The sequence below is a fragment of the Lentimicrobiaceae bacterium genome, assembly GCA_028697555.1.
Taxonomy (GTDB): domain Bacteria; phylum Bacteroidota; class Bacteroidia; order Bacteroidales; family UBA4417; genus UBA4417.
Genome location: JAQVEX010000003.1, coordinates 32,701 through 57,775, shown reverse-complemented (window position 1 = coordinate 57,775; position 25,075 = coordinate 32,701). Strand labels below are relative to the sequence as shown.

At 37.0% G+C, this 25,075-nt stretch carries 20 protein-coding genes; 16 read left to right on the top strand and 4 right to left on the bottom strand.

The window, feature by feature from the left end; translation table 11 throughout:
* Positions 1 to 79: 79 nt before the first annotated feature.
* The gene (locus PHP31_00905; GenBank protein MDD3737839.1) at positions 80 to 721 is read right to left on the bottom strand and encodes an NUDIX domain-containing protein; all 642 of its coding nucleotides are present in this window, start codon (positions 719 to 721) and stop codon (positions 80 to 82) included.
* Position 722: 1 nt separating this feature from the next.
* Between PHP31_00905 and pyrE the strand changes: the two genes are divergently transcribed.
* From pyrE to groL, 9 genes are all read left to right on the top strand, one after another.
* A complete protein-coding gene (gene pyrE, locus PHP31_00900; protein MDD3737838.1) occupies positions 723 to 1,370 on the top strand; it encodes an orotate phosphoribosyltransferase in 648 nt (215 codons plus the stop codon).
* A complete protein-coding gene (locus tag PHP31_00895) occupies positions 1,370 to 1,786 on the top strand; it encodes a hypothetical protein (GenBank protein MDD3737837.1) in 417 nt (138 codons plus the stop codon). Before pyrE ends, PHP31_00895 begins: the two co-directional genes overlap by 1 nt.
* A gap of 50 nt (positions 1,787 to 1,836) precedes the next feature.
* Positions 1,837 to 4,299 carry a phenylalanine--tRNA ligase subunit beta gene (gene pheT, locus PHP31_00890; protein ID MDD3737836.1) on the top strand — a complete coding sequence of 821 codons (2,463 nt, stop codon included), beginning with the start codon at positions 1,837 to 1,839 and terminating at the stop codon, positions 4,297 to 4,299.
* 93 nt (positions 4,300 to 4,392) lie between these two features.
* Positions 4,393 to 5,601, top strand: coding sequence for a sigma-54 dependent transcriptional regulator (locus tag PHP31_00885; protein ID MDD3737835.1), 1,209 nt, complete (start codon positions 4,393 to 4,395; stop codon positions 5,599 to 5,601).
* Between the two features lie 5 nt (positions 5,602 to 5,606).
* Positions 5,607 to 6,137 carry an LptE family protein gene (locus tag PHP31_00880; protein ID MDD3737834.1) on the top strand — a complete coding sequence of 177 codons (531 nt, stop codon included), beginning with the start codon at positions 5,607 to 5,609 and terminating at the stop codon, positions 6,135 to 6,137.
* A gap of 4 nt (positions 6,138 to 6,141) precedes the next feature.
* Complete coding sequence (locus PHP31_00875) at positions 6,142 to 6,945, top strand: tetratricopeptide repeat protein (GenBank protein MDD3737833.1); 804 nt, start codon at positions 6,142 to 6,144, stop codon at positions 6,943 to 6,945.
* Positions 6,942 to 7,271, top strand: a complete 330-nt coding sequence (gene secG / locus PHP31_00870; protein MDD3737832.1) for a preprotein translocase subunit SecG — start codon at positions 6,942 to 6,944, stop codon at positions 7,269 to 7,271. Before PHP31_00875 ends, secG begins: the two co-directional genes overlap by 4 nt.
* Positions 7,272 to 7,538: 267 nt before the next feature.
* Positions 7,539 to 7,808: a co-chaperone GroES gene (locus tag PHP31_00865; protein MDD3737831.1), complete on the top strand. Its 270-nt coding sequence runs from the start codon at positions 7,539 to 7,541 to the stop codon at positions 7,806 to 7,808.
* 38 nt (positions 7,809 to 7,846) lie between these two features.
* Positions 7,847 to 9,481: a chaperonin GroEL gene (groL, locus tag PHP31_00860; GenBank protein ID MDD3737830.1), complete on the top strand. Its 1,635-nt coding sequence runs from the start codon at positions 7,847 to 7,849 to the stop codon at positions 9,479 to 9,481.
* A 273-nt stretch (positions 9,482 to 9,754) separates the two neighbouring features.
* Here groL and PHP31_00855 read toward each other — a convergent pair whose 3' ends face one another.
* A complete protein-coding gene (locus tag PHP31_00855; GenBank protein ID MDD3737829.1) occupies positions 9,755 to 10,177 on the bottom strand; it encodes a hypothetical protein in 423 nt (140 codons plus the stop codon).
* A gap of 91 nt (positions 10,178 to 10,268) precedes the next feature.
* On the opposite strand from PHP31_00855, the gene PHP31_00850 reads away from it, so the two are divergent.
* The 7 genes from PHP31_00850 (at position 10,269) to PHP31_00820 (ending at position 21,284) form a co-directional block, all read left to right on the top strand.
* Entirely contained in the window at positions 10,269 to 10,505 is a 237-nt protein-coding gene (locus PHP31_00850) for a hypothetical protein (protein ID MDD3737828.1), read from the top strand.
* Between the two features lie 134 nt (positions 10,506 to 10,639).
* Positions 10,640 to 11,029: a hypothetical protein gene (locus PHP31_00845; GenBank protein ID MDD3737827.1), complete on the top strand. Its 390-nt coding sequence runs from the start codon at positions 10,640 to 10,642 to the stop codon at positions 11,027 to 11,029.
* Positions 11,030 to 11,179: 150 nt separating this feature from the next.
* On the top strand, positions 11,180 to 14,875 hold the full coding sequence (locus PHP31_00840; protein ID MDD3737826.1) for a TonB-dependent receptor: 3,696 nt from the start codon (positions 11,180 to 11,182) through the stop codon (positions 14,873 to 14,875).
* A 66-nt stretch (positions 14,876 to 14,941) separates the two neighbouring features.
* On the top strand, positions 14,942 to 19,213 hold the full coding sequence (locus PHP31_00835) for a hypothetical protein (protein MDD3737825.1): 4,272 nt from the start codon (positions 14,942 to 14,944) through the stop codon (positions 19,211 to 19,213).
* Between the two features lie 26 nt (positions 19,214 to 19,239).
* Positions 19,240 to 20,295 carry a PorV/PorQ family protein gene (locus PHP31_00830; protein ID MDD3737824.1) on the top strand — a complete coding sequence of 352 codons (1,056 nt, stop codon included), beginning with the start codon at positions 19,240 to 19,242 and terminating at the stop codon, positions 20,293 to 20,295.
* Positions 20,296 to 20,389: 94 nt separating this feature from the next.
* Entirely contained in the window at positions 20,390 to 20,869 is a 480-nt protein-coding gene (gene greA, locus PHP31_00825; GenBank protein ID MDD3737823.1) for a transcription elongation factor GreA, read from the top strand.
* 4 nt (positions 20,870 to 20,873) lie between these two features.
* Positions 20,874 to 21,284, top strand: coding sequence for an HIT family protein (locus PHP31_00820; protein ID MDD3737822.1), 411 nt, complete (start codon positions 20,874 to 20,876; stop codon positions 21,282 to 21,284).
* Here the strand turns inward: PHP31_00820 and ade are convergent.
* Both ade and recG read right to left on the bottom strand, forming a co-directional pair.
* Positions 21,279 to 22,907 (bottom strand): adenine deaminase, encoded by a 1,629-nt coding sequence (gene ade, locus PHP31_00815; GenBank protein MDD3737821.1) that lies wholly within the window; start codon positions 22,905 to 22,907, stop codon positions 21,279 to 21,281. The genes PHP31_00820 and ade overlap by 6 nt on opposite strands.
* 20 nt (positions 22,908 to 22,927) lie before the next feature.
* Positions 22,928 to 25,036, bottom strand: a complete 2,109-nt coding sequence (recG, locus tag PHP31_00810) for an ATP-dependent DNA helicase RecG (GenBank protein MDD3737820.1) — start codon at positions 25,034 to 25,036, stop codon at positions 22,928 to 22,930.
* Positions 25,037 to 25,075: the final 39 nt, after the last annotated feature.

Below are 25,075 nucleotides of genomic sequence, written 5' to 3'. Positions count from 1 at the left end.
ACCCATCACTCACCACCCATCACTCACCACCATTCACCCACCACCATTCACCCACCACCATTCACCAATAGCTAATTAATCATAAAAACAAATTATCAATATCAATTTCCAACAGCAAATCTTTAATAGAGTCATATGTGTTGTTTATACATACTAAACTTTTATCCCTATCCAACCACTTTACAATTTGTATATCTTCTTCTGTTTGTGGTATTGGCTCGCTATTATCTGCACAATACATCAAAAACCAATGCGTATGTTTTAAATGGTATTTTTCTTTTTTTGAAAAAATATGCCTTGTAACTCCCAATTTTCTTAAAATAGTTAGGTTGCTAAGTCCTGTTTCTTCTTCAACCTCTCTTAAAGCGGCATTTTTTCGGCTTTCACCCTCTTCTATTTTTCCCTTGGGTAAATCCCATTTCCCAAGTCGGTAAATCCACAGTATTTCTTGTTTGCTATTGACTACAATTCCTCCTGCTGCGTCAATTTTGATAAACAAAGATTTGAACTTTTTTATAGCATTTTTTATTTCACTTTTCTTTGCAATTATAGTTAAATTTATACCTTTGTCGTCAGATAAAAAATTTAAAACATGATCAAATAAATTTGATTCGGCGTTGTAGTAAACAATATTGTCTTCAACGTTTTTTTTGCGTAAAGCTTTATTGTTGCTGTAAAAGTTGATACAACGTTGATGAAAATAAACAGTATATCTTTGCATTATGAAGGAATATTTAAATGAAATTTCGGCAGTAACAGCAGAATCTCTTTTGCAAATTAAAGCAATAAAATTAAATAATACAACTCCATTTACATGGGCATCGGGCATAAAATCGCCTATATACTGCGACAATCGCAGGATTTTGTCTTTTCCAAAAATAAGAACTTATGTTCGTCAGGAAATGGCTAGAATAATAAATATTGAGTTCGGACCTGTTGCTGTAATTGCAGGTGTTGCTACAGGCGGAATAGCTATAGGAGCATTGGTTGCACAAGATTTGGGTGTGCCTTTTGCTTACGTTAGAAGCGAGAAAAAAGATCACGGAATGAAAAACCAGATTGAAGGCGTTGTTGAAAGCGGACAATCGGTGGTTGTAATAGAAGACCTTGTAAGCACAGGCAAAAGTAGTCTGAATGCTGTTGCTGCACTTCGCGAAGCTGAAGCCAACGTTAAAGGTATGGTGTCGATTTTTTCGTATCAATTGGAAGAAGCCATCGAAAATTTTAAAGCTGCAAATTGTCAGCTTTTTTCGCTAACAAATTATAACGACCTTATCAAAACAGCCTTACAACACGATTATATCAAAGAAAGTGATATGCAGTCGCTTATACAATGGAGAAGCAATCCATCAACTTGGGGAATTGAATAATGATAAAAGAAAATATTTCCGATCCTGTTAACATAAAGAGTACAGCATCAGGAACCTTCGATATTCTGAACGATTTTACAAATTTTTCGGAAGTTATTCCACAATACATCGATAATTGGCAAGCTACAAAAGGCACTTGTTCTTTTTCGTATCGCAATATTGTTGATATTACTTTCACAAATGAACACGCTGTAGCTTACGAGCAAGTGGTTTGGAAAATGACAAGCAACATAGTGAAAAATGCCGACATCGTTTTTAATATAACCGACAACGGCGATAATGTTGATGTTAATATTGCTTCAAAAGCCGACATACCACCAATTGTGATGATTGCCTATTCTTCAATGTTCGATAATTTTTTAAAAGAAATATTGCTCAATTTAAAGCAGTTTATTGAAAATAAATCGATAAAATAGTGCAATTGCTGTAATTACCTTATCTTTGTTCAACGATAAATAATAATAAAATGAAAGTATCATTATCTTGGCTTAAAAATTACATTAATATTGATAAAAGTGCTGAAAATATTTCGGAATTTCTTACCAATTGCGGTTTGGAAGTCGAAAAAGTTGAAAGCTACGAAACCATAAAAGGCGGTTTAAAAGGCTTAGTAGTTGGCGAGGTGTTGTCGGTAGAAAAACATCCCAACGCCGATAAGCTGAGCTGTTGTAAGGTAAACGTAGGAACCGAAGTTTTAGATATAGTTTGTGGAGCTCCAAATGTTGCTAACGGACAAAAAGTTGTTGTAGCAACTGTAGGCACAAAGCTTTATCCCACCGATGGTGAACCCTTTGAAATTAAAAAAAGTAAAATCAGGGGTGAAGAAAGTTACGGAATGATTTGTGCCGAAGATGAAGTTGGAATAGGTTCATCTCACGACGGTATTATGGTTTTGCCTGCTGAAACTCAAGTCGGCACTTTGGTAGCAGACTTGTACAATATCACTTCCGATACTGTTTTTGACATAGCAATTACGCCTAATAGGGGAGACGCTACTTCGCATCTTGGCACTGCTCGCGACTTGTACGCTGTTCTTAAACAAAACAAAAGTCAAGAAAACATAACTTTTTCGGTTCCCGAAGTCAAAAACTTTGCTATCGAAAGTAAGTCAAAGCCAATTTCTGTTGAGGTACAAAACCCCGAAGCTTGCATCAGATATTCTGGTATTTTAGTCGATAATGTTACTGTTGAAGAGTCGCCGCAGTGGCTTCGCGATTGCCTTTCGGCTGTGGGTATTCGTCCACACAACAACATTGTAGATATTACCAACTACATTCTGATGGATTTGGGACAACCCTTGCACGCATTCGACTATGACAAAATTTCCGGCAACGCCGTTGTGGTTAAAAAGTTAGAACATGATACACCTTTTGTAACCTTAGATGAAGTTGAACGCAAACTAACTTCGCAAGACCTTATGATATGCAGCAGTAGCGAACCTATGTGTATTGCAGGAGTGTTCGGCGGGATAGATTCATCGATTACTGATAAAACAACCACGGTATTTATCGAGAGTGCATGTTTCGATCCAGTTCATATCAGAAAAACAGCCAGACATCACGGTTTGTCAACCGATGCCTCTTTCAGATACGAAAGAGGAACCGACCCAAACATCACAATTTATGCTCTTAAAAAAGCGGCTATGATGATGAAAGAGGTCGCAGGCGGAAATATTGCATCTGAAATAATTGACGTTTATCCAAATCCGGTTCAAAAACATTCTATAACCGTTACAAAGCAGTATATCGACAATCTAATTGGTGTTGAAATAGATATGAATGATATTGTTTCAATTTTGAAATCCTTGGATTTTGAAGTGGAACTTCTCGGTCAAGATGAACTGAAAGTTTTAGTACCAACTGCAAAGGTCGAAGTTTTACAGCCTGCCGATGTTGTTGAAGAAATATTGCGAATATACGGCTACAACAATGTTCCGTTCTACGATAAAGTTTCAAGCTCTTTATCTTATGGCAAAAAACCCGATGGCGATAAATTACGCACCAATATATCGAAATATTTGAGTGCCAATGGTTTTGTAGAAGTTTTGAACAACTCTCTCACAGCTTCAAAGTATTACGAAAATAACGACAGCTATCCTTTGAGCAAATGCGCAAAAGTTTTAAATGCTCAAAGCTCAGAGTTTAACGTAATGCGTCAAACATTGCTTTATTCGGTTTTAGAAAATGTTGCTTTCAATATAAATAGGCAAAATTCAGACCTAATGTTTTTCGAGTTTGGAAACGTCTATAGATTTAATGCCGATGAGAGCGAACAAGATGTTGAAAAAAAATATTGGCAAAACTCAAATCTTGCGGTCTTAACTACAGGCAACGTGCTTCCAACCATTTGGAATAATCCTCACAAGCAGGCAGATTTTTATCACTTAAAATCATTTGTAGAAGCTATAATAAAAAAATCGGGCATACCTTTAGAAAGTTTAACACAAACCGACACAGAAAGTGGTATATTTGCCTACGGACAAACTTTGTCGCAAAGAAATGATTTTCTGGCACACTACGGAGAATTAGACGAAAAGGTTTTGAAAAACTTCGGAATTAAGCAAAAAGTGTTTTATGCCGAAATAAATTGGCAAATGGTATTAAGCAAAGCTATATACGCCAAGCAATCTAAAATTACCTTATCTAAATATCCTATAGTTGAAAGAGACTTAGCATTTATTATCGATAAGAATATTAAATATTCCGATTTGGAGAATGCGGCGTTTAAACTCATTAAAAAACCTTTGTTAAAGGTGATTTTGTTTGACGTATACGAAGGTAAACAAATAGCTGACGATAAAAAATCGTATGCGCTTAGGTTTCAATTTATTAACGAAGAGAAAACCTTTACCGATTCGGAAATTGACGGATACATGGATTCGCTAATGAATATGTATCAGAAGCAGTACGGAGCCGTTATCCGAAAATAAAAATTTGCAAACAAAGGTTGTTATATGACAAAATGTCGTTAAATTTGTTATTTAAACGACAGAAATGTTTAATTTTGCCGAAAATATAAAAGAATGGACGTACAAGCTATTAAATTAAGGTTTGGGATAATAGGCAACTCGCCTCTGTTAAACAATGCTATAGATGTAGCTGCGCAAGTAGCTGCAACCGATTTAAGCGTTTTGGTAACAGGCGAAAGCGGTGTGGGTAAAGAAGTGTTTCCTCAAATAATACATCACCTAAGTACCCGTAAGCATGGCAGATACATTGCTGTCAACTGTGGAGCAATTCCTGAAGGTACAATAGATTCGGAGCTTTTCGGACACGAAAAAGGATCGTTTACAGGTGCTACCGATGCTAGAAAAGGTTATTTTGAAGTTGCTGATGGCGGTACTATTTTTTTAGATGAAGTCGCCGAGCTGCCATTGTCAACGCAAGTTCGTTTGTTACGTGTGTTAGAATCGGGTGAGTTTTTAAGAGTTGGTTCTTCAAAACCGCAAAAAACCGATGTTAGAGTTGTTGCAGCTACAAATATTAACGTTAACGAAGCAGTAGAAACCGGGAAATTCAGACAAGATTTGTACTACCGTTTGAGTTCTGTGCCTATTCATATTCCTCCACTCAGAAAAAGAAAGGAAGATATTCATCTGATATTTAGGAAATTTGCTTCCGATTTTGCCGAAAAATACCGTATGCCAACTATTGAGCTCGATGAGCAAGCTGTTGAAATGCTTACCAATTACAGATGGCCCGGCAATGTCAGACAGTTGAAAAATATTACGGAACAAATTTCAATTATAGAGAAAAACAGAAATATTAACGCCGAAACACTTCAAAAATACTTACCTCAGGATAATCAGTTTCTGCCTACTTTAGTCGATAAAAAAAGCGCATCAGAGTTGGGAGAAAGAGAAATTTTGTACAAAATACTTTTCGATATGCGTAAAGATATTTCGGATCTGAAAAAAGTAGTTTCGTATCTATCGCAAGATAATTATCCCAAAAGTATTGACGAAATTTCAGACCTTGTAACTAAAGACCATTTTACGCAAAATATTCCCGAAACCAATAATATAAATATAGTTGTTCCTGTTGACAATCAATACGTAGAAGAATTTCAACCTACCGAAGTTTTGGAAGAAAGTCTTCAGCTACAACACAACGAAAAAGAACTGATAAAAAGAGCTTTGGCTAAAAATAACGGTAAAAGAAGAGTAGCAGCTAAAGAATTAGGAATTTCGGAACGAACACTTTATCGCAAAATTAAAGAATATAATTTGTAAAAATAATGAGTCGTACATTCAGACAATACTGCAAAATATCGTGTTTCGGATTGATAACCGTAATTACTTCGTTTTTGTACGTCTCGTGTGGTGTATATTCATTTACCGGAGCAAGTATTAGTCCTGATGTTAAAACTATAAGTATAGATTATTTTCAAAATAAATCTCGAATGGTAAATCCGACCTTGAGTAGGGTATTTACCGAAGCACTTAGAGATAAATTTGTAAATCAATCGACTTTATCTTTGGTAAACAACAACGGCGACCTTACTCTCGAGGGCGAAATAACCGACTATAACCTCGAACCTGTTGCTGTTACAAGCGATCAAAGAGCTTCTATGCAAAGACTCAGAATAAACGTTAGAGTCAGGTTTGTTAATACAAAAGACGAAAAACAAAATTTTGAGCAATCTTTTAGCCGCTATGCAGACTTCGATTCAAGATTACAACTATCGCAGGTAGAAAACGCATTGATTGAAACTATTAATGAAGAACTTACCGACGATATATTTAACAGAGCCGTAGTAAATTGGTAAAACTATGGAAAACAATATAACAATAGCACATTTAACAAGGTATATCCGGCAACCCGAAAGCATGGACAGGTTGGTTGTTAATGAGTTATGGAAGGTTATTCGCAAATATCCGTCGTTTCAGTTGGCTAGAGTTTTACTTGCAAAAAATCTGCTCAATACCAAACATAAGGCTTATCCGCTTTCGCTAAAATTAGCTTCGGCATATGCTTCGGATAGAGCGATGCTAAAAAAATTTTTAGAAGAAAAACCTTTGGTGAATCAAAGTGTGAGCCATAGTCGAGATGCTTACTATAATAATAAGGAAGTAGATACCCAAAATGTTGAAGTAACCAAAACCGAGCAAACAGATATTGATGTCATTGATGAGAAACCCGAAACAATTTCTCAAAAAGAAACAACCAATGAGCAGTTAAATAAACTAGTAAATAGAATTAGAATAAAACTGTCGGAAAATTCACCAGAAAATATAAATTCATCGACTGAACTAGATGAACAATACACCGATACTCAAGATGAGCAAGATGAAATATATAGTCAGCAAGACTTAATAGATGCCTTTATTAGCAATCAGCCCAGCATAAAACCCAAAAAAGGGGACTTCTTTAGACCATACAATGTTGCCAAACAAAGCGATACTAAACCCGACGATTTGGTGTCGGAAGCTTTGGCTGAAATATATAAAAATCAAGGGCATTTTGATAAGGCAATTGAAATTTACGAAAAATTAATTTTGCTTAATCCGGAAAAAAGTGTTTACTTTGCAAACCAAATTAAAGAAATACAAAAAAGTCAAAATTTTATAACATGAACGCATACGTTTTTATAGCAATTTTAATTCTTATAGCAGCAGTGCTAACTATATTGGTAGTGTTGGTGCAAAACTCAAAAGGTGGAGGTTTGGCTTCTAATTTTTCTTCGTCAAATCAGTACATGGGAGTTAGAAAAACCACCGACTTCTTAGAAAAATTTACTTGGGGAACTGCAATAGTCATTTTGGCATTATCATTGATTTCTGTTGTAGCTATACCACGTGGTGTAAGACACAACATCGAAGCTGATACAGAGTTGAGACAAGTTATTGACGAAAATGCAGTGCCTATTCAAGATTATCAGCCAATTCCGACAGAAGAATAAAATTGATAAGATATTATTCCGACAAAGTGTCAGTCTAAAAACTGACACTTTTTTTATTTTTAAGACGGACATTAACAATTCCTTTATTTAGCGTAATATGCTGACACACAGCGTCTTTATTGCAGCATTTTAAATTATTATCAGCTTTTACTTTCTTAAATTACCATTTTTTAAGCCTTTAAAAAATAAAATGGCATAAATTATGAAATACTAAGGCGTATTTGAATAATAAATTAACTTAAAAATAAATTTAATAATATGTCTAAAATTAACATTAAACCATTAGCAGACCGTGTTTTAGTTAAACCGGCAGAAGCAGAACAAAAAACAGCAGGCGGTATTATTATTCCCGACACAGCTAAAGAAAAACCACAAAAAGGAGAAGTTGTCGCAGTAGGTAACGGCAAAAAAGATGAACCACTTACTGTAAAGGTAGGCGATACCGTATTGTATGGAAAATATTCGGGAACCGAATTGAATTATAACGGTGAAGATTATCTTATGATGAGAGAAAGTGATATTTTAGCAATTATCTAAATAACCGAAAACAATAACAACATTTAAAATTTACAACGATGAAAGGAAAAGAAATAATATTCAATTTAGAAGCACGCGACCAAATGAAAAGGGGTGTTGACATGTTGGCTAATGCTGTAAAAGTAACACTCGGACCAAAAGGACGTAATGTAATTATAGAAAAATCGTACGGAGCACCACAAATTACTAAAGACGGTGTTACCGTTGCTAAAGAAATAGAATTAGAAAATTCAGTTGAAAATATGGGAGCTCAGCTTGTTAAGGAAGTAGCTTCCAAGACAGCTGATGTAGCAGGCGACGGAACCACTACGGCTACCGTTTTGGCACAGTCGATTATTGCTACCGGATTAAAAAATGTAACTGCAGGTTCCAATCCTATGGATTTGAAACGCGGTATAGATAAGGCTGTTGCAGTTGTGGTAGAACATATCAAAGGTATGTCGCAAGAAGTTGGCGACAATATCGCAAAAATAGAACAAGTTGCTACCATTTCGGCTAATAACGACCCCGATAGCGGTAAGCTTATCGCCGAAGCAATGGAAAAAGTTTCTAAAGAAGGCGTTATTACCATTGAAGAAGCCAAAGGTATTGAAACAACTATTAAAGTTGTTGAAGGTATGCAATTCGATAGAGGATATATTTCTCCATACTTTGTTACCGATACCGAAAAAATGGAAACAGTATTCGAAAATCCTTTTATTTTGATTTACGACAAGAAAATCAGTACAATGAAGGATTTCTTACCTATACTCGAAAAAGTTGTTCAAACCGGTCGTCCTCTATTAATTATTGCCGAAGATGTTGACGGAGAAGCTCTTGCAACACTAGTGGTAAATAAAATCAGAGGTTCGTTGAAAATTGCAGCTGTTAAAGCTCCGGGATTTGGCGACAGAAGAAAAGAAATGCTTGAAGATATTGCAATTCTTACAGGTGGAACCGTGATTTCCGAAGAAAAAGGTTATCGTTTGGAAGATGCTGACCTAAGCTACTTAGGCGAATCGGAAAAAGTTAATATTGATAAAGATAACACAACTATTGTTAGCGGAAAAGGCAGTTCAGAAGCTATTCAAGGCAGAGTTAACCAAATAAAGGTTCAAATTGAAAATACTACTTCCGACTACGACAGAGAAAAACTACAAGAACGTCTTGCTAAACTAAGCGGTGGCGTTGCAGTTATCTACGTTGGAGCAGCTAGCGAAGTTGAAATGAAAGAGAAAAAAGACCGCTACGACGATGCACTTCACGCAACCAGAGCAGCTGTTGAAGAAGGTACAATACCCGGCGGTGGCGTTGCTTACATTAGAGCAATTTCGGCATTGGACGGATTAAAATTGGAAAACGAAGACCAAGACTTAGGCGTTAAGATTATCCGTCGTGCTCTTGAAGAACCGCTCAGACAAATTGTTGCAAACGCAGGTCTCGAAGGATCAATAATAGTACAGAAAGTTAAAGACGGTAAAGATGATTTCGGCTTTAACGCTCGCAAAGAAGTTTACGAAAACCTTTACGAGTCTGGCGTTATCGACCCAACCAAAGTAGCTCGCGTTGCATTAGAAAATGCTGCATCTATCGCAGGAATGTTCCTAACTACCGAAGTTGTCATCTCCGATATAAAAGACGACAAAGAACCGGCTATGCCGGCAGGTATGGGCGGAATGGGCGGAATGTACTAGTAGATAAGTAAATATTCTTATAAAACAAAAAGCTGTCTGTAAAGGCAGCTTTTTTTGTGTAAATGTGCAAGTGGTGGTCGGTGGTTGGTGATGGGTGATGGGTGATGGGTGATGAGTGGTTAGTGAATTAGTTCTGAGTTTTGAGTTCTGAGTCAGGAAAAATATTCGTAACTCCTAACTCCTAACTCAAAACTCCCGACTCATAACTCGTAACTCTTCCGAAACTTCGGGACTAACCCGCACCCCGCACCCCGCAACCCGTAACCCGTACCACTAATTATATATATGTAAGACCTCCCCATCAAAGCTATGGCGATACATTTTTAAAGGGTAAATCGATGGACCTTCAATTTTGCCTCCGTCAACCAAATTAAAACGACTTCCACAAGTTGTGTCAATACATATAACGCCCGATTCTTCAACAAATACTTTTGCTGTTATCTTTTCGGGATCGTGTGGGCAGCACCTTTCAAATACCGAAAACTCGTTGGTCATAATTCTGTAAACAATCAAACCTCTGTAGCCATCGTCTATGTACTTGTATCCACCTACGGGAATATAATCCATTGAGTTAATATACAAGTACCTGTCGACATTAACGTAGGGTATATCAGGATAGTTTTTATCGCCACACGATAAAAACATGAAAAAGGAGCATAACAAAGTAAAAAAAATATTTTTATATGTACGTTTCATAACAATTTTGCGTTTCAATATAAAGGAACTATAAAGATAAAGTTTTTTTATAATTAGACAACTTACATTAAACACTTTTTATTTTATTGAAATGAACAAATTTTTTAAAATTCTGCTTTTAGTATTCTTGATAGTTACAACTTCATCGTGTGGTATTTTTAGCCGTAGCCAGCAAAAAAAAGTAGAACGTAGAGAAAGAGCCATAGTTAAAGCTCAGCAAAAAGAATACAAAAAGTTGAAAAAGGCTCACTTCAAAAAACAAGACAAAGAAACTCAAAAGATGATGAAAAGAACACGTAAAAAAGCTAAAAGGTTTAACAGAAAGTAATTTAAACCCTATCAGCTTTTTACAAATTTATTTTTCTCAGATAAAAAAATAATTGCTATACCTTATTATAATATATTACAGTTTTAACAAAAAAAATACGATTTTCAGGTTAAAATATTAAAAATCTTTTATCTTTGAAAAATATTTTTTTAAGCCTTACTATGAACACGATATTATTCATTCTGTTTACTGCTTTTTGGGTTATATTTTCGGTTTACGAAGCGAAAAAAAAGAAGCAGGAAAAGCTAAACAAGCAATCCGCTTTGAGGGATATTGTTGATAGTAAAGCAGATACTCTTTCCGATTACGAAGAAAATACGAGAAGTTCGGGCACTAGGTATAAGCCTCTTTCGGAAGACTCTCTCGAAACAATAATTGATGAAATTGAATACGATTATTCTAATAAACTAGAAAATATCGACAAAATACAGGTAGAAGATATAAAAGACGAAAAATTAGCAATAAATTTTGATTTGCAAAAGGCTGTGATATACAGCGAGTTGCTAAATAAAAAATATTTTTAACAAAAAATTTTTCATCAAATTTCTTGTTCTTGTTAAATTTGGTTAAAAATATATTATCTTTGACACCTTATTTTGATAAGTATTGAATAAATAAGAATTAAATTAAAATAAATAAAATTAAACTATTATTTACAAATAAACCAATTCAGTATGAAAAGAAAAATACTCCTATTCTTCGTTTGGTTTTTAGTCGCAAGTACCTTTGGATACGCTCAATCGGGTGCGTTGAGGGGAAAGATTTACGATAAAAAAACCAAAGAACCGATTCCATTTGCAAATATTGTTGTTGAGCACGGTGGCACACAAGCAGGCGGTGGTACAACCGATTTTGATGGAAATTACACAATTAAACCGGTACAGCCGGGAACATACGATGTAAGAGTTTCTTACGTTGGATATTCACCCGTGCTTATCAGAGGATTTGTTATTGCAGCCAACAAAACCGAATTCTTAGACATTGAGTTAGAGTCAACATCTACTCAGTTGGAAGAAGTCGTCGTGGTTGACTACAAAGTACCTCTTATTAGTAAAGACAACACAGTACAAGGCGGTACAGTTACATCTGAGGAAATCGCAAAGATGCCTATCAGAAGTGCTGCATCCGTTGCTACCAGCGTTGGTGGAGTTTTTTCACGCGACGGTGAAGTTGGTAGTGTGAGAGGACAAAGAACTGAAGGTAACGTTATGTACATCGACGGTATTAAAGTTATAGGTTCGAGCAGCCTCCCCGAATCTGCTATTGAGCAGGTATCGGTTATGTTGGGTGGTTTGCCGGCACAATACGGTGATGCTATCGGTGGTATTACCAACGTTACAACAAGAGGACCTTCAAGAATGTTTGGAGGAGGTCTTGAACTTCAAACCTCAGAATTGCTAGACCCGTACGGATATAATAGAGCAGGGCTTAACATCACAGGACCTATTTTTGTTAACAAAACAACAAATAGAGCACTTGTTGGATACTTTATAGCAGCCGATGCTACCTATAGAAAAGACGGAAGTCCTCTTGCAATTGGATCTTACTATATTAAAGATGATGTTTTGGAAGACATGTTAGAGCATCCATTCCAACCAAATACCCCAAACCATTACAAAGCCTTATTTATTACTAAGGACGATCTTGAATTTTCAAAATCAACCCGTAATAGCAATAACTTTAGTATAAATGCAACAGGTAAGTTCGACGTTACTCTTTCGCAAAATGCCAACCTTACCTTCGGAGGTTCGTATAATCTATTCTCCAGAAGAGATTTCAGTTATTATAACTCAATGTTCAACTACGACAACAATAGCATGGTAAGTGGTAATACCTGGAGAGTTTACGGTAGATATACTCATCGCTTCCCTAACAATCCGGAAAGCAATTCGGTATTTAAGAACGTATATCTTGAGCTTCAGGCAGACTACTCGCAGTCGTTTGGCAAAAGAGAAGATGCTGAGCTAAAAGATAACTTAATGGCTTACGGACATGTTGGACAGTTTGATACACATAAGAAGAGGGCGTACAATGAGGTGGCAGATACAGCCAATAGAAGATTTTATTATGAATTTGACGGATATGCAGATACTGCAATCATTTTCACACCTTCAACTTATAACCCGCTTATTGCCAACCATACCACAGACGTTTACGAACAATTTGGTAGCTTTAAATACAGAGAGGAACTATATGGATATGGTGGTTTGCTAAACGGACAAACCCCTAACACTCGTTTTGGCGGAATTTACAGTTTGTTTGGTATGCCAGGTGCACGTCAATCAGGTTATTCAATGAGTTCGTCAACTCAGTTTACAGCTAACTTCAATATATCGGGCGATATTAAAAATCACGAAGTTAAATTCGGTATGACTTTCGAACGTGGAACATATTCTTATGTAGGATATGCACCTACAGCTTTTTGGAGTCATATGTATTTGAGTACAAACTCGCATATTAAACAGTTAGACTTAGAAAACCCAATAGACACTGATCTTCAAAGACAAATTGAAATAGACGGAGTAGTGTGCGATGTGTACCAACGTGATTATAAATTCTTAGTTGGTACCGAAACACAATACGTATTTGACAGAAGATTAAGAGAAGCAATGGGCTTACCAACAAATGGTAGCGAATACATAGATATAGATTCGTACAATCCCGAAACGTACACAATTTCGTACTACGATAACGATATGGTTAGAAGAACCGTTACCTTGTCGAAGCCTATAGATATTACTTTCTTTAGTGCTGATGAGTTGTTAGGTCCTAACAGTTCCAGACAGTTTGCTTACGCCAGAGGCTACGATTTCCACGGCAACAAGTTTACCGGAGCTAATAAACCAAGTCATATGGACTTCTTTACCAAGAGAGATGAAAACGGAGTTTATACACGCCCGATTGCAGCCGAAGAACCAATTTACATGGCATTTTATCTACAAGATAAATTTGCTTTCGAAGATTTGGTATTTAACGTAGGTGTTAGAGTCGACCGTTTCGATGCTAACCAGCCGGTACTTGCCGACCCATATTCTCTATATCCTATCAGAACAGTTGGAGAAGACAATAATTTTACTCACCCTGCAAGCATGGGCGATGATTATAAAATTTACGTCGATAATATGGAAAATCCTACTACTGTTAAAGGTTACAGACATGAAAATGTTTGGTACGACGCAGGTGGAAACGAAGTTGTTGACCCTGAAAAGAGTTCTATTAAAACAGATATAGGTCTTATACCTTACTTTAAAACATTAGATAAGGTAGAACGCGAAAACTTTAATAGCTCGTTCTCCGATTACAAACCGCAATGGTCTGTAATGCCTCGTATATCATTCTCATTCCCGGTTACCGATGAGGCTTTATTCTATGCTCACTACGACGTTATTACACAACGTCCTAAATCTGCTAACACTTTCGACCCTGTTAACTATTTATACTGGGCTAATGAAAGCAATCCTACTTTCTCTAACCCTGATTTGAAACCCGAACAAAACGTTAACTACGAGTTAGGTTATAAACAAAAACTAACCAATACATCGTCAATTAATATTTCGGCGTTCTATATCGAATCAAGAGACCAAATCCAGTCGTTCCGTTATACAGGAGCATATCCTAAAACATATTATTCATACCATAATATAGACTTTGGTACAGTTAAAGGTCTTACTTTAACATACGATTTACGCCGTACAGGTAATGTTCGTTTAAGAGCAAGCTACACATTACAGTTTGCTAACGGTACAGGTTCCGATCCTGAAACTTCAAAAGCTCTTATCAGCTCGGGACAACCTAACTTGCGTAACTTATTCCCACTAACACACGACAGACGTCACGCTTTAGTTCTTAACTTTGACTTCCGCTATGGCGAAGGACAAGACTACAACGGTCCAAAGGTTGGAGGAAAAGATATATTGGCTAATACAGGTATAAATATTTCTATGAACGGTGGTTCGGGTACTCCTTATACACGTTCAAGCAAAATATATCCGGTATACCGTGTCCAAAAAATTATCGAAGGTTCGTATAACGGTTCTCGTATGCCATGGTCTTTCCGTTTCGACGGACGTTTAGACAAAGACTTTACTTTTGCTACGCAAAAAGATAAAAACGGAAATAAAAAGAATTATTACCTAAACGTTTATCTACAGGTGCTAAATATTCTTAACTCTAAAAACATAATGGGTGTTTATTCTGCAACAGGTAACCCCGATGATGACGGATTCTTGAGTGCAGCTGAGTATCAAACAGAGATAAACAACCAAATAAGTACTCAAACATTTATCGACTTGTATTCAATAAGAGTTAATAATCCTTATCACTACAGCTCACCAAGAATGATTCGCTTGGGTATAGGTTTAAACTTTTAATTCAAACTATAGATAATTAAAAAATAATCTCTTAAAAAGAGTATAACTGAAAAAAATATGATACAAATGAAAAAAATACTTTTAAGCTTATTAGCAGTCGGGTTTTTATTCTTGTTTTCGTCTGAAGTACAAGCCGAAAGATACAGATACGAAAAAAGTTCGCCTGCTCAAATAAAAGCCACAGCCGCAGGATGTAAGGCGGGTGCTAACTTTAAGTGGCTCGAAATTAACAACGTAAGAACACGTATCAACACCAGCGGCGACATGTGGTGGGACTTCGAAATTGGACAATACGAAATTCCAAAGGGTTCGAAAAAAACCAGTATGTTTGCTGCAGCATTGTGGATTGGAGGTCTTGACAACCAAGGACAGCTAAAACTTGCTGCACAACGTTTCCGCCAAGTTGGTATCGACTACTTCCCCGGACCGCTCACGGTTAGTGGCGATAACCCTGCTTCTATTACCAGAGAAGTTTGCGAAGAGTACGATAAAATATTCTCGATATCTCGTGCTGAAGTAGATGAATTTTTGGCTTATAACCAAAATCCGTCAGCATACCCAACTTATCAAGTGCCTGAATCAATTAGAGACTATCCGGCACACGGAAAAGAAAATCTACACCAACCCAGATATTTAGCTCCTTTTAAAGACGTAAACGGAGACGGAGAATACAAATGGGAAGATGGAGATTATCCGTACTACGACTTGACAAACGAGTTGTGCCACACCAATATTCCTACAATGGAGGGTAATGGTATTTTGGTTGACCAAGTGTTGAAAGGTGACGGAACTTTGTGGTGGGTGTTCAATGATAAAGGCGACGTTCACTCAGAAACCGGTGGACAGCCTATAGGCTTGGAAATCAGAGCTCAGGCTTTTGCTTTCAGCACCAACGACGAAATTAACGATATGACTTTCTACTCATACGAAATTATTAACCGTTCTACATATACCTTAAATAATACCTACTTCTCGCAATGGGTTGACTCTGAGTTAGGTTTCGCTTACGACGACTATGTTGGTTGCGATGTTATCAGAGGTTTGGGATATTGCTACAACGGTCGTCCTGTTGACGGTAATAATCAAGTATGGACATACGGAGAAAATCCACCGGCAGTCGGTGTTGACTTCTTCCAAGGTCCTTATCTTGACCCCGACGGTTACGACAACCCTTCATTCAATCCGTACAGCTACGACGAAGGTCCAACCTTTTTTGGAAGTTGTGCTATAGTTGAGTACGACTCTACACTCCAAATGGTTGCTCTTAACCAGTCGCCCGGCGACTCTGTTTTAACCTTAGTTAATGCATGTGCAATTAACGGTGTTAACTTTGGAAACGGAATTATTGATGACGAACGTTTTGGTATGAGAAGATTTGTTTATCACAACAACGAGTCAGGAAACCAAGGTGACCCTCATTATGCAAAAGACTACTATAACTACTTGACAGGACGCTGGAAAGATGGTAAAAGAATGGAGTATGGTGGAACAGCTTATCCGGGTCAGGGTGGTACATACGGACCTGTTTGCGACTTTATGTTCCCTGGAAATACCGATATTTGCGACTGGGGAACAGGTGGTTTGCAACCCAACGGACCTAAAGATTGGACTGAAGAAAGTAGCGGTAACCCTCCAGGCGACCGTCGTTTCATGCAGTCGGCAGGACCATTTACTCTAAGACCAGGTGCAGTTAACTACATTACCGTTGGTATTCCTTGGGCAAGAGCAACAAGTGGAGGACCAATGGCTTCGGTAAGAAAACTGCAAGTTGTTGACGATAAATGTCAGCAATTGTTCGACAACTGTTTTAAAGTTATCACCGGACCAAATGCTCCCGACTTAACTTTAAGAGAATTAGACAAAGCTATCATTATTTACATTTCTAACCGCAGAACTCCTGACGATGGAAATAACTTTAATGAAAAATACGTAGAATACGATCCTCGTATCCAGGCACCTGACCCATCAGTTTCTTGGGACTCGCTATATCGTTTCGAAGGTTATCAAATTTTCCAACTTAGAGATGCTACTGTTACAGTTGCCGATATTAAAGACGTTGATAAAGCTCGTCCGGTATTCCAATGCGACCTTAAAAACGACGTTTCTTCTATCATAAACTATTATTACAATGCCGACCTTAACAGTAATGAAGCTTACCAAGAAGTTAGAGGCGAAAATAAAGGTATTGTTCACTCAGTTAAGATTACAAAAGACGCGTTTACTAACGAAGCTCTTGTTAATCACAAACAATACTACTATTTGGCATTAGCTTATGCATATAATAACTACAAACCCTATAATCCACTAGATCCTGACATGTTGGATGGTCAGATGCTACCTTATTTGGCTGGTAGAAAAAACATCAGAGTTTATACAGGTATTCCTCATCAAACTGTGGGATTGCTTTCGCCTAAAGCAGAATATGGTGATGGTGTAGTTATTACTCGTATTGCAGGTCAAGGAAATGGTGGAAATTATCTTGAATTAGACGAATCTTCGATTGAAGAAATTTTGTCGAAACCAATGATGGATTCAACCAATAACACCTTAGGTATGGACACATATCCAATTGCTTACAATTTAAAGTATAAAGAAGGTAGAGGACCTATAGATGTTAAAGTTATCGACCCGCTTAATGTTAAAAATGCTGAATATGTTGTTAAGTTCGATCCTATGCATGACGTTGTATATAAATTCCAAAATAAAGATACGTTAATGCCTGTTGGCACATGGACATTGACCGACTTATCAACTGGAAAAGTGTACCATTCGGATACAAGTACAGTTGTTAAAAACGAACAATTATTCTTAGACTTAGGTCTTTCTATCAACATTCAACAAAGTCTATACTTTGGCTTGTACGTTACAAATGTTGAGATAAGACCGGACTATGATACCGCAGGTAACTTAACAGGTTATGATTATGTTTATACCAGAGAACCTCAATTGGAAAACAACGGATTCCTTGGTGCAACTATGGAATTTGAAGACCCGACAAAACCATATATTGATTTTGTTCCGGATATTGACGGTCATGAGCTTTTCGACTGGATTAGAGCAGGTATGATTAAGAATTGGGACTGGAAAGCTATAGGCAACTTTTTCGATCCTCAAGGAATTTACGAGCAAGTTTTGGAAGGCAGGTGGTCACCTATGATTTTTGCACAAAGTGATGGATATATAGCTCCTTCATACAGTGTTCAAAGTGATGCAATGCGTAATCAATTCATAAATACTCAGTTGTCAAGTGTTGATATAGTATTTACTCCTGATAAATCAAAATGGACACGTTGTGCCGTTGTTGAGTTGTCGAGAGCCAAAAATCAATCGCAAGGAAAAGTTGAGCAATTTGAACTTCGTGCACATCGCTCATTAAATCAAAATGGTGATACAGCTGTTGTAAGTTCTGATCCAGCACTTAACTCCGACTTTATCCACCCATATGGTATGAGCTGGTTCCCGGGATACGCTATCAATGTTGAAACAGGTGAACGTTTGAACATTGTTTTCGGAGAAGACTCTCGTTATCCGGAAGAAAATGGAGCTGACTTGCTCTTTAATCCGGCTCCGTTGAGATTAGACTACGAATATGCTCCGGTTGATTTCCCAATAGGTGGAAGACACTATATTTACGTCATGTCCACATATACAGGCAAAAAAGCAAAATTAGGTATAACATCTCCAATACATCCTGCAAGTGTATTCGACCATCCGGCTTATGATGGTTGTGCACACTTTGTTAAACAAATTACAAGACCTGCTATACCTGTACTTGCTCGTCAATTCAGAGCACAACAGCTTTCAAATGCTATGTGGGTAGCTGTACCTTACAGTACTCCTCAAACCGGAGAGTGGCTAAACTGCGACTTAAAAATCCAGATAAGAGTACAAAAACCGTACGAACGCTACTTCTCAGTTCCAATGGCTGGAGCGCATGCTGATAACGATTATTGGCCCATGTATAAGTTTACAACCGAGAATGTTGCAACAGAATATAACGATGTAGCAAAAGCCGAAAATGACTTGGATAAAATAGCAGTTGTACCTAATCCGTATTACGGTTATAACCAATACGAAACCGACCAATTAGATAAACGCGTAAAAATTGTTAACCTACCTCCAACTTGCGATATTTCGATATACAATACAGGTGGTAACTTAATACGTAAGTTTTCTAAAGACGACCCAACTATCAGTTCAGTCGATTGGGATTTGACAAACTATGCCGGTATTCCTGTTGCAGGAGGTATTTACATTATATATGTTAAATCACCACAAGGCGAAAAAGTTGTTAAATTCTTCGGTTCGCCACGTCAAATTGACTTAAATGCATTTTAATTCGTAACAAACAAAATTAAAGACAGATGAAAAAGATTTTAAATAAAATAGTTATAATTACAGTCGTTGCAGCCTTGTTGTTACCGGGTTATATGCAGGCTGGAAATAAAGACAGGTCTGGAGAAGCTGGAGCTTCCCAGTTATTGATAAACCCGTGGGCAAAAAGTTCGGGCTGGAATGGAGCCAACGTGGCTTGTGCCTTTGGTTTGGAAAGTTTGTTTTCAAACGTTGCAGGTTTGGCTTTTACTCCGGGTACTGAAGTTTCTTTCAACCATACACAATGGTTGAAAGGAGCTGAAATAGGTATATATAATATTGGTATAGCACAACGCGTTGGACCTGGAAGCGTTTTGGGTGCCTCTATTATGACAATGAATTTTGGAGATATACCTATTACTAGAGTTGACCTTCCCGAAGGAGGAGTTGGAAACTTTTCGCCCAGATATTTGGTTATTAACCTTGCATATGCAAAAGCGTTCTCTAACTCAATATACGGAGGTTTCAACTTTAAAATTATTAACGAGTCAATGAGTAACCTTAGCGCAAGCGGTGTAGCTATTGATGCCGGTATTCAGTACGTAACCGGTATTAAAGAAAACATCAAGTTCGGTATTGCTCTTAAAAACATTGGACCTACCATGAGATATACGGGAGACGGTTTGTCAATTCAAACATTCTTACCGGGCAACTCTAACCAATTTACCATGGACATACGTTCATCGGCGTTTGAATTGCCAACACAGCTATTTATTGGAGGTTCTTATGCTTTGGACTTTGCTGAAATTCACCAAATTACATTTGCAGGAGCATTTGTTTCAAATGCCTTCGGTAAAGACCAATTTGTTTTAGGTCTAGAGTATAGCTTAAGCGACTACTTGCAAGTACGTGGAGCATATACCTACGAAGATGGCATTTTAGATAATGCAAAAAGAACGACAGTATTTACAGGACCTAGTGCAGGTATTACTGTTCAAGCTCCTTTAAATTCTGACAAATCTTCCGTATTTGCGGTAGATTATTCGTATAGAGCAACTAATCCATTTGGTGGAGTTCACAATATTGCTGCCAGACTAAATTTCTAATATAGAAGAAATACATTTTGGTACTCTTTTTGTTCACCAAATATAAAGACCCTGTTAGTTCAGGGTCTTTATGTTTTTTTAATCTACATTTATTATGTCAAAAGTAGTATTTTATACTGAAGAAGGTTTAGAAAAGTTGCGTGCTGAATTAAAGCACCTAATAACTGTTGAGCGTCCTGCAATTTCGGAGCTGATAGCTGAGGCTAGAGATAAAGGCGATTTATCGGAAAATGCCGAATATGATGCTGCTAAGGATGCTCAGGCTATGTTGGAAAATAAAATATCTCAGTTGCAAGATTTAATTAGCAATGCTCGCTTAATTGATAAGTCGAGGCTCGACCCAAATAAAGTGCAACTTCTCGCAACTGTTACAATAAACAATCTTACAAGTAAGAGTAAGGTAACTTATACTATTGTTCCGGAGAGTGAAGCTAATATTAGGGAGAAAAAAATATCGGTAAACTCGCCCATAGCTAAAAGTTTGTTAGGCAAAAGCGTTGGCGATAAGGTTGAAGCTACCGTTCCTGCCGGAATACTGAAATTAGAAGTACTTGAAATAAAATATAATCATTAATAAAATGGCTAGTATATTTTCCAGAATAATAAAAGGCGAAATTCCATCGTATAAGGTGGCTGAAAACGACGACTTTTATGCTTTTTTGGATATAAATCCGCAAGCAAGAGGTCATGTTTTAGTGGTACCCAAACTAGAAGTCGATTATATATTCGATTTACCCGAAGATCTTTATCGCGCTTATTGGGATTTTGCTAAAAAAGTTGCAAAAGCAATTAAATTAACAATACCATGCGAAAGAGTAGGCGTGGCTGTTGTTGGTCTAGACGTTCCCCATTCTCATATACATCTTATCCCTATTTCTAAGGTTGAAGATATGAACTTTAGTAAAGAAAAAGTAAAATTAACGGATGAAGAGATGAGAAAAACCGCTGAGTCTATTGCTGAAAAGTATAGATTGGCAACAGAATTATAGGCTTATAAACTCAAACTTGCAACCGTCGAATAAACCCTTATCGCTTAGTTTGATTTCGGGTATAACCAACAACGCCATAAATGAAAGCGTCATAAACGGCGCTTTTAGCGTGCTACCCAATTGTTTTGCTTTAGCATCAATGTTTTGATATTGAGTAGCTACTTCCGATGCTTCAAGGTCTGACATTAGTCCGGCTATGGGTAGTTTTAGTATATCGGTTTTTCCGTCTTTGCTGCAACAAATTCCGCCTTTGGTTTCTATTATTGCGTTTATTGCTGTCGTAATGTCATTGTCGTTTGTGCCAACAGCAATAATATTATGGCTGTCGTGAGCAACCGTAGATGCAATAGCTCCCGATTGCAAGTTAAAACCTTTGATAAAGGCTACGGCAGGCTTGGCTTTGTTGTATCTATTGACAACAACAAGTTTTAGTATGTCGTCATCAATATTTTGAACGATTTTATTGTCCTTAACAGTTGGTTTTACAAGTATTTTGTTTGTAAATAACTCACCATCAATGGCTTCAATTACATTTATGCTTTCGTTACCCGAATATTCTACAGCAATTTCATCAACTGTAATCTCAGATATGTTGAATTTATTAATAATTGTAGGCGGTTTTGTTTCAATTAAAGAAACATTGCTTTCGGCAACGATATTTCCATTTATGACAGTTTTTATAATATCAAAATCGGACAAATTGTTAACTACAATGAAGTTAGCCTTATCATTAGTTTTTACAAATCCGGTATTAAGGTTATAATGTTTTACGGGGTTAATACAGGCGGCTGCGAGCACATCAAATAGGTTGTAATTCAATTTTACAGCCCTTTTAACCAATAAATTTATGTGTCCTTTCACAAGGTCGTCGGGGTGCTTATCGTCGCTACAAAACATTAATTTTTCGGGATATTTATCAAATAAGGGAACAAGAGCATCAAAATTTCTGGCAGCGCTACCTTCACGAATTAAAATGTTCATGCCACTATTAATTTTTTCTATAGCTTCATCTATTGTTGAGCACTCGTGGTCGGTGCTAATACCTGCTTTGGCGTACAATTTTAAGTTTTCGGAAGATATGCCCGGAGCATGACCATCAATAGGTTTATTGTATTTTTTTGCTAAGTCGATTATTGCCGATACGGTTTCGTCGTTGAAAACAACGCCTGGCACGTTCATCATTTCCGACAAATGGTAGATGTCCTTATTGCTTAAAAGTTCGTCTATTTCGGCAACACCTAATTTAGCTCCGTTTGTTTCAAAACTTGTGGTAGGAACGGAAGATGGAGCACCGTTGAAAAAATGAAACGGTACGGTTTTTCCGTTTTCAATCATAAATTCAACTCCTTTTACGCCGTTAACATTTGCAATTTCGTGTGGGTCGCAGACGGCTCCGATTGTACCATGAGTAACTGCAATTTTAGCAAATTCGGAAGGGACAAGCATTGAGCTTTCAATATGTATGTGCGAATCGATGAAGCCGGGCAAAATATATTGATCGCTTACGTCATCGGATTTGGTGATTTTTTCTATTCTATCGCCGGAAATATGAAGAATACCATCGTAAATATTACGGTTTTCAATATCGACTATGTGTCCTGAAATGGTTTTAAGTGGTTTCATAAATTATTGTTTTATTTGTTTTAACTGATTTGCGAGAAAGATTTTTGTTTTTTCTTTAGAAGTAGAAAATGCTTTAAAATATTGATATTTTCGGGATTATTGAGTCCGTTTTCGTATAGCAGAACTCTGTCGGCTTCATTTTTAGCAACAACTAACATTCTTTCATCTCTAACTAAATTAGCGATTTTCAGTTCCAAAATTCCACTCTGAGCTGTTCCTTCAAGGTCGCCCGGACCTCTCAAACGTAAGTCCACATCTGCTATTTCAAAGCCGTCGTTTGAGTTGACCATGGTTTGAATACGAGTGCGTCCTTCGCTACTAAGTTTACTATAATCGGATATCAGTATACAATACGATTGGTACTTGCCTCTTCCAACTCTGCCTCTGAGCTGATGCAATTGCGAAAGTCCGAAACGCTCGGCATTTTCAATTACCATTATGTTTGCATTAGGTACGTCAACTCCAACTTCAACAACAGTAGTAGCGACCATGATATCGGTTTCGCCATTTTTAAACTTTAGCATTGCTTCATCTTTTTCGGCTGGTTTCATTTTGCCGTGAAGCATATCTATTGAATATTTAGGCGAAGGAAAAATTTGTTTTATGTTTTCAAATTCTTCGTACAAACTGCGCAAATCGAGGGTTTCAGATTCTTCAATTATAGGATAAACAATATATGCTTGCCTTTTTTCGTCAATATTCTTTTTCACAAACCTGAAAACCTTTTGTCTGTCTTTTTCAAAAGCTGCAATTGTTTTTATTGGCAATCTGCCAGGTGGCAATTCGTCAATAACCGAAACATCTAAATCGCCGTAAAGTGTCATTGCCAAAGTACGTGGAATAGGAGTGGCAGTCATAACAAGCACGTGAGGCGGAGTAATCGACTTTTTCCATAGTTTTGCCCTTTGTTCTACGCCAAACCTGTGCTGTTCGTCTATTACCACAAATCCCAAGTTTTTGAATTGAACAATATCTTCAATAAGTGCGTGTGTTCCTATAATAATATGTAGGCTACCGTCTTGCAACTCTTCATGTAGTTTCTTTCTTTCCGAAGCCGTACTACTTCCCGTTAGTAATCCAACATTTATATTCATATCGCCTAGCATTTTGCTGATAGTGTTGTAGTGTTGGTTTGCAAGAATTTCGGTAGGAGCCATAAGGCAAGACTGAAAGTTATTATCGACGGCTATAAGCATACACATAAGAGCGACTAAGGTTTTGCCGCTACCGACATCGCCTTGCAAAAGTCGGTTCATTTGTTTACCCGAGCGCATATCGGCTCTAATTTCTTTTATCACTCTTTTTTGAGCATTAGTTAGCTTAAAGGGTAGGAGGTTGCTGTAAAAATAATTGAAATTATCGCCGACAACAGAAAAAGTAAAGCCTTTTATGCTTACGCTTCGTTGATGTTTGTAGCTTAAGATATTGAGTTGAAGAAAGAAAAGTTCTTCAAAAATCAGACTTTCTTTTGCTTTGTCAAGATTTCTTTCGTTTTTAGGATAGTGAATTTCTTTCAGACTATCTCTTCGTGATAAAAATTTATAACGATTTATTATGTCTTTGTTAAGATTTTCGCCTATTACTGCATAAACTTGGTCGATTAGGGTTTTAGTTAGTTTAGCTAGTTGCTTTGTACCCAAGCCGTGTTGCTTCATTTTTTCGGAAGTGTAGTATATTGGCTGTAGAGGGTCTATATTTATTAATGAGAACTCACTCACAGGTTCCATTTCGGGGTGAGCGATGTTGTACACTCCTTTAAAATAAGTGGGTTTTCCAAAAATTACCCATTCGGAGTTTATTTTAAACTTATCTTTAACCCATCTTATACCTGCAAACCAAATCAGTTCAATGCTTCCGGTGTCGTCTTCAACCGTAACTACAAGTCGCATTTTTCTGCCAACACCTATGGTTTCAGTTTTTATTACCTTAGCTTTCAGTTGAATATAAACGTTGTCGGATTGGATTTCGTTTATTTTATAAAATTTGCTTTTGTCAACATGCCTGAATGGAAAATAATGCAACAAATCGTAGTATGTACTGATATTCAATTCATCTCTCAGTATTTTACCCCTTTTAGGACCAATTCCTTTAAGGTATTCAATAGGAGTATCTAATAAATCTACTTGCATTATTATTTACATCTAAAACTAATGGCAAAGTTATAAAAT

Coding starts and splice junctions, on each gene's coding strand:
- PHP31_00875 (MDD3737833.1), top strand. CDS start 6,142: ATGGAAAACAATATAACAATAGCACATTTAACAAGGTATATCCGGCAA.
- PHP31_00885 (MDD3737835.1), top strand. CDS start 4,393: ATGGACGTACAAGCTATTAAATTAAGGTTTGGGATAATAGGCAACTCG.
- PHP31_00895 (MDD3737837.1), top strand. CDS start 1,370: ATGATAAAAGAAAATATTTCCGATCCTGTTAACATAAAGAGTACAGCA.
- PHP31_00880 (MDD3737834.1), top strand. CDS start 5,607: ATGAGTCGTACATTCAGACAATACTGCAAAATATCGTGTTTCGGATTG.
- recG (MDD3737820.1), bottom strand. CDS start 25,036: ATGCAAGTAGATTTATTAGATACTCCTATTGAATACCTTAAAGGAATT.
- ade (MDD3737821.1), bottom strand. CDS start 22,907: ATGAAACCACTTAAAACCATTTCAGGACACATAGTCGATATTGAAAAC.
- secG (MDD3737832.1), top strand. CDS start 6,942: ATGAACGCATACGTTTTTATAGCAATTTTAATTCTTATAGCAGCAGTG.
- PHP31_00850 (MDD3737828.1), top strand. CDS start 10,269: ATGAACAAATTTTTTAAAATTCTGCTTTTAGTATTCTTGATAGTTACA.
- groL (MDD3737830.1), top strand. CDS start 7,847: ATGAAAGGAAAAGAAATAATATTCAATTTAGAAGCACGCGACCAAATG.
- PHP31_00855 (MDD3737829.1), bottom strand. CDS start 10,177: ATGAAACGTACATATAAAAATATTTTTTTTACTTTGTTATGCTCCTTT.
- pheT (MDD3737836.1), top strand. CDS start 1,837: ATGAAAGTATCATTATCTTGGCTTAAAAATTACATTAATATTGATAAA.
- PHP31_00835 (MDD3737825.1), top strand. CDS start 14,942: ATGAAAAAAATACTTTTAAGCTTATTAGCAGTCGGGTTTTTATTCTTG.
- PHP31_00820 (MDD3737822.1), top strand. CDS start 20,874: ATGGCTAGTATATTTTCCAGAATAATAAAAGGCGAAATTCCATCGTAT.
- PHP31_00905 (MDD3737839.1), bottom strand. CDS start 721: ATGCAAAGATATACTGTTTATTTTCATCAACGTTGTATCAACTTTTAC.
- greA (MDD3737823.1), top strand. CDS start 20,390: ATGTCAAAAGTAGTATTTTATACTGAAGAAGGTTTAGAAAAGTTGCGT.
- PHP31_00830 (MDD3737824.1), top strand. CDS start 19,240: ATGAAAAAGATTTTAAATAAAATAGTTATAATTACAGTCGTTGCAGCC.
- pyrE (MDD3737838.1), top strand. CDS start 723: ATGAAGGAATATTTAAATGAAATTTCGGCAGTAACAGCAGAATCTCTT.
- PHP31_00840 (MDD3737826.1), top strand. CDS start 11,180: ATGAAAAGAAAAATACTCCTATTCTTCGTTTGGTTTTTAGTCGCAAGT.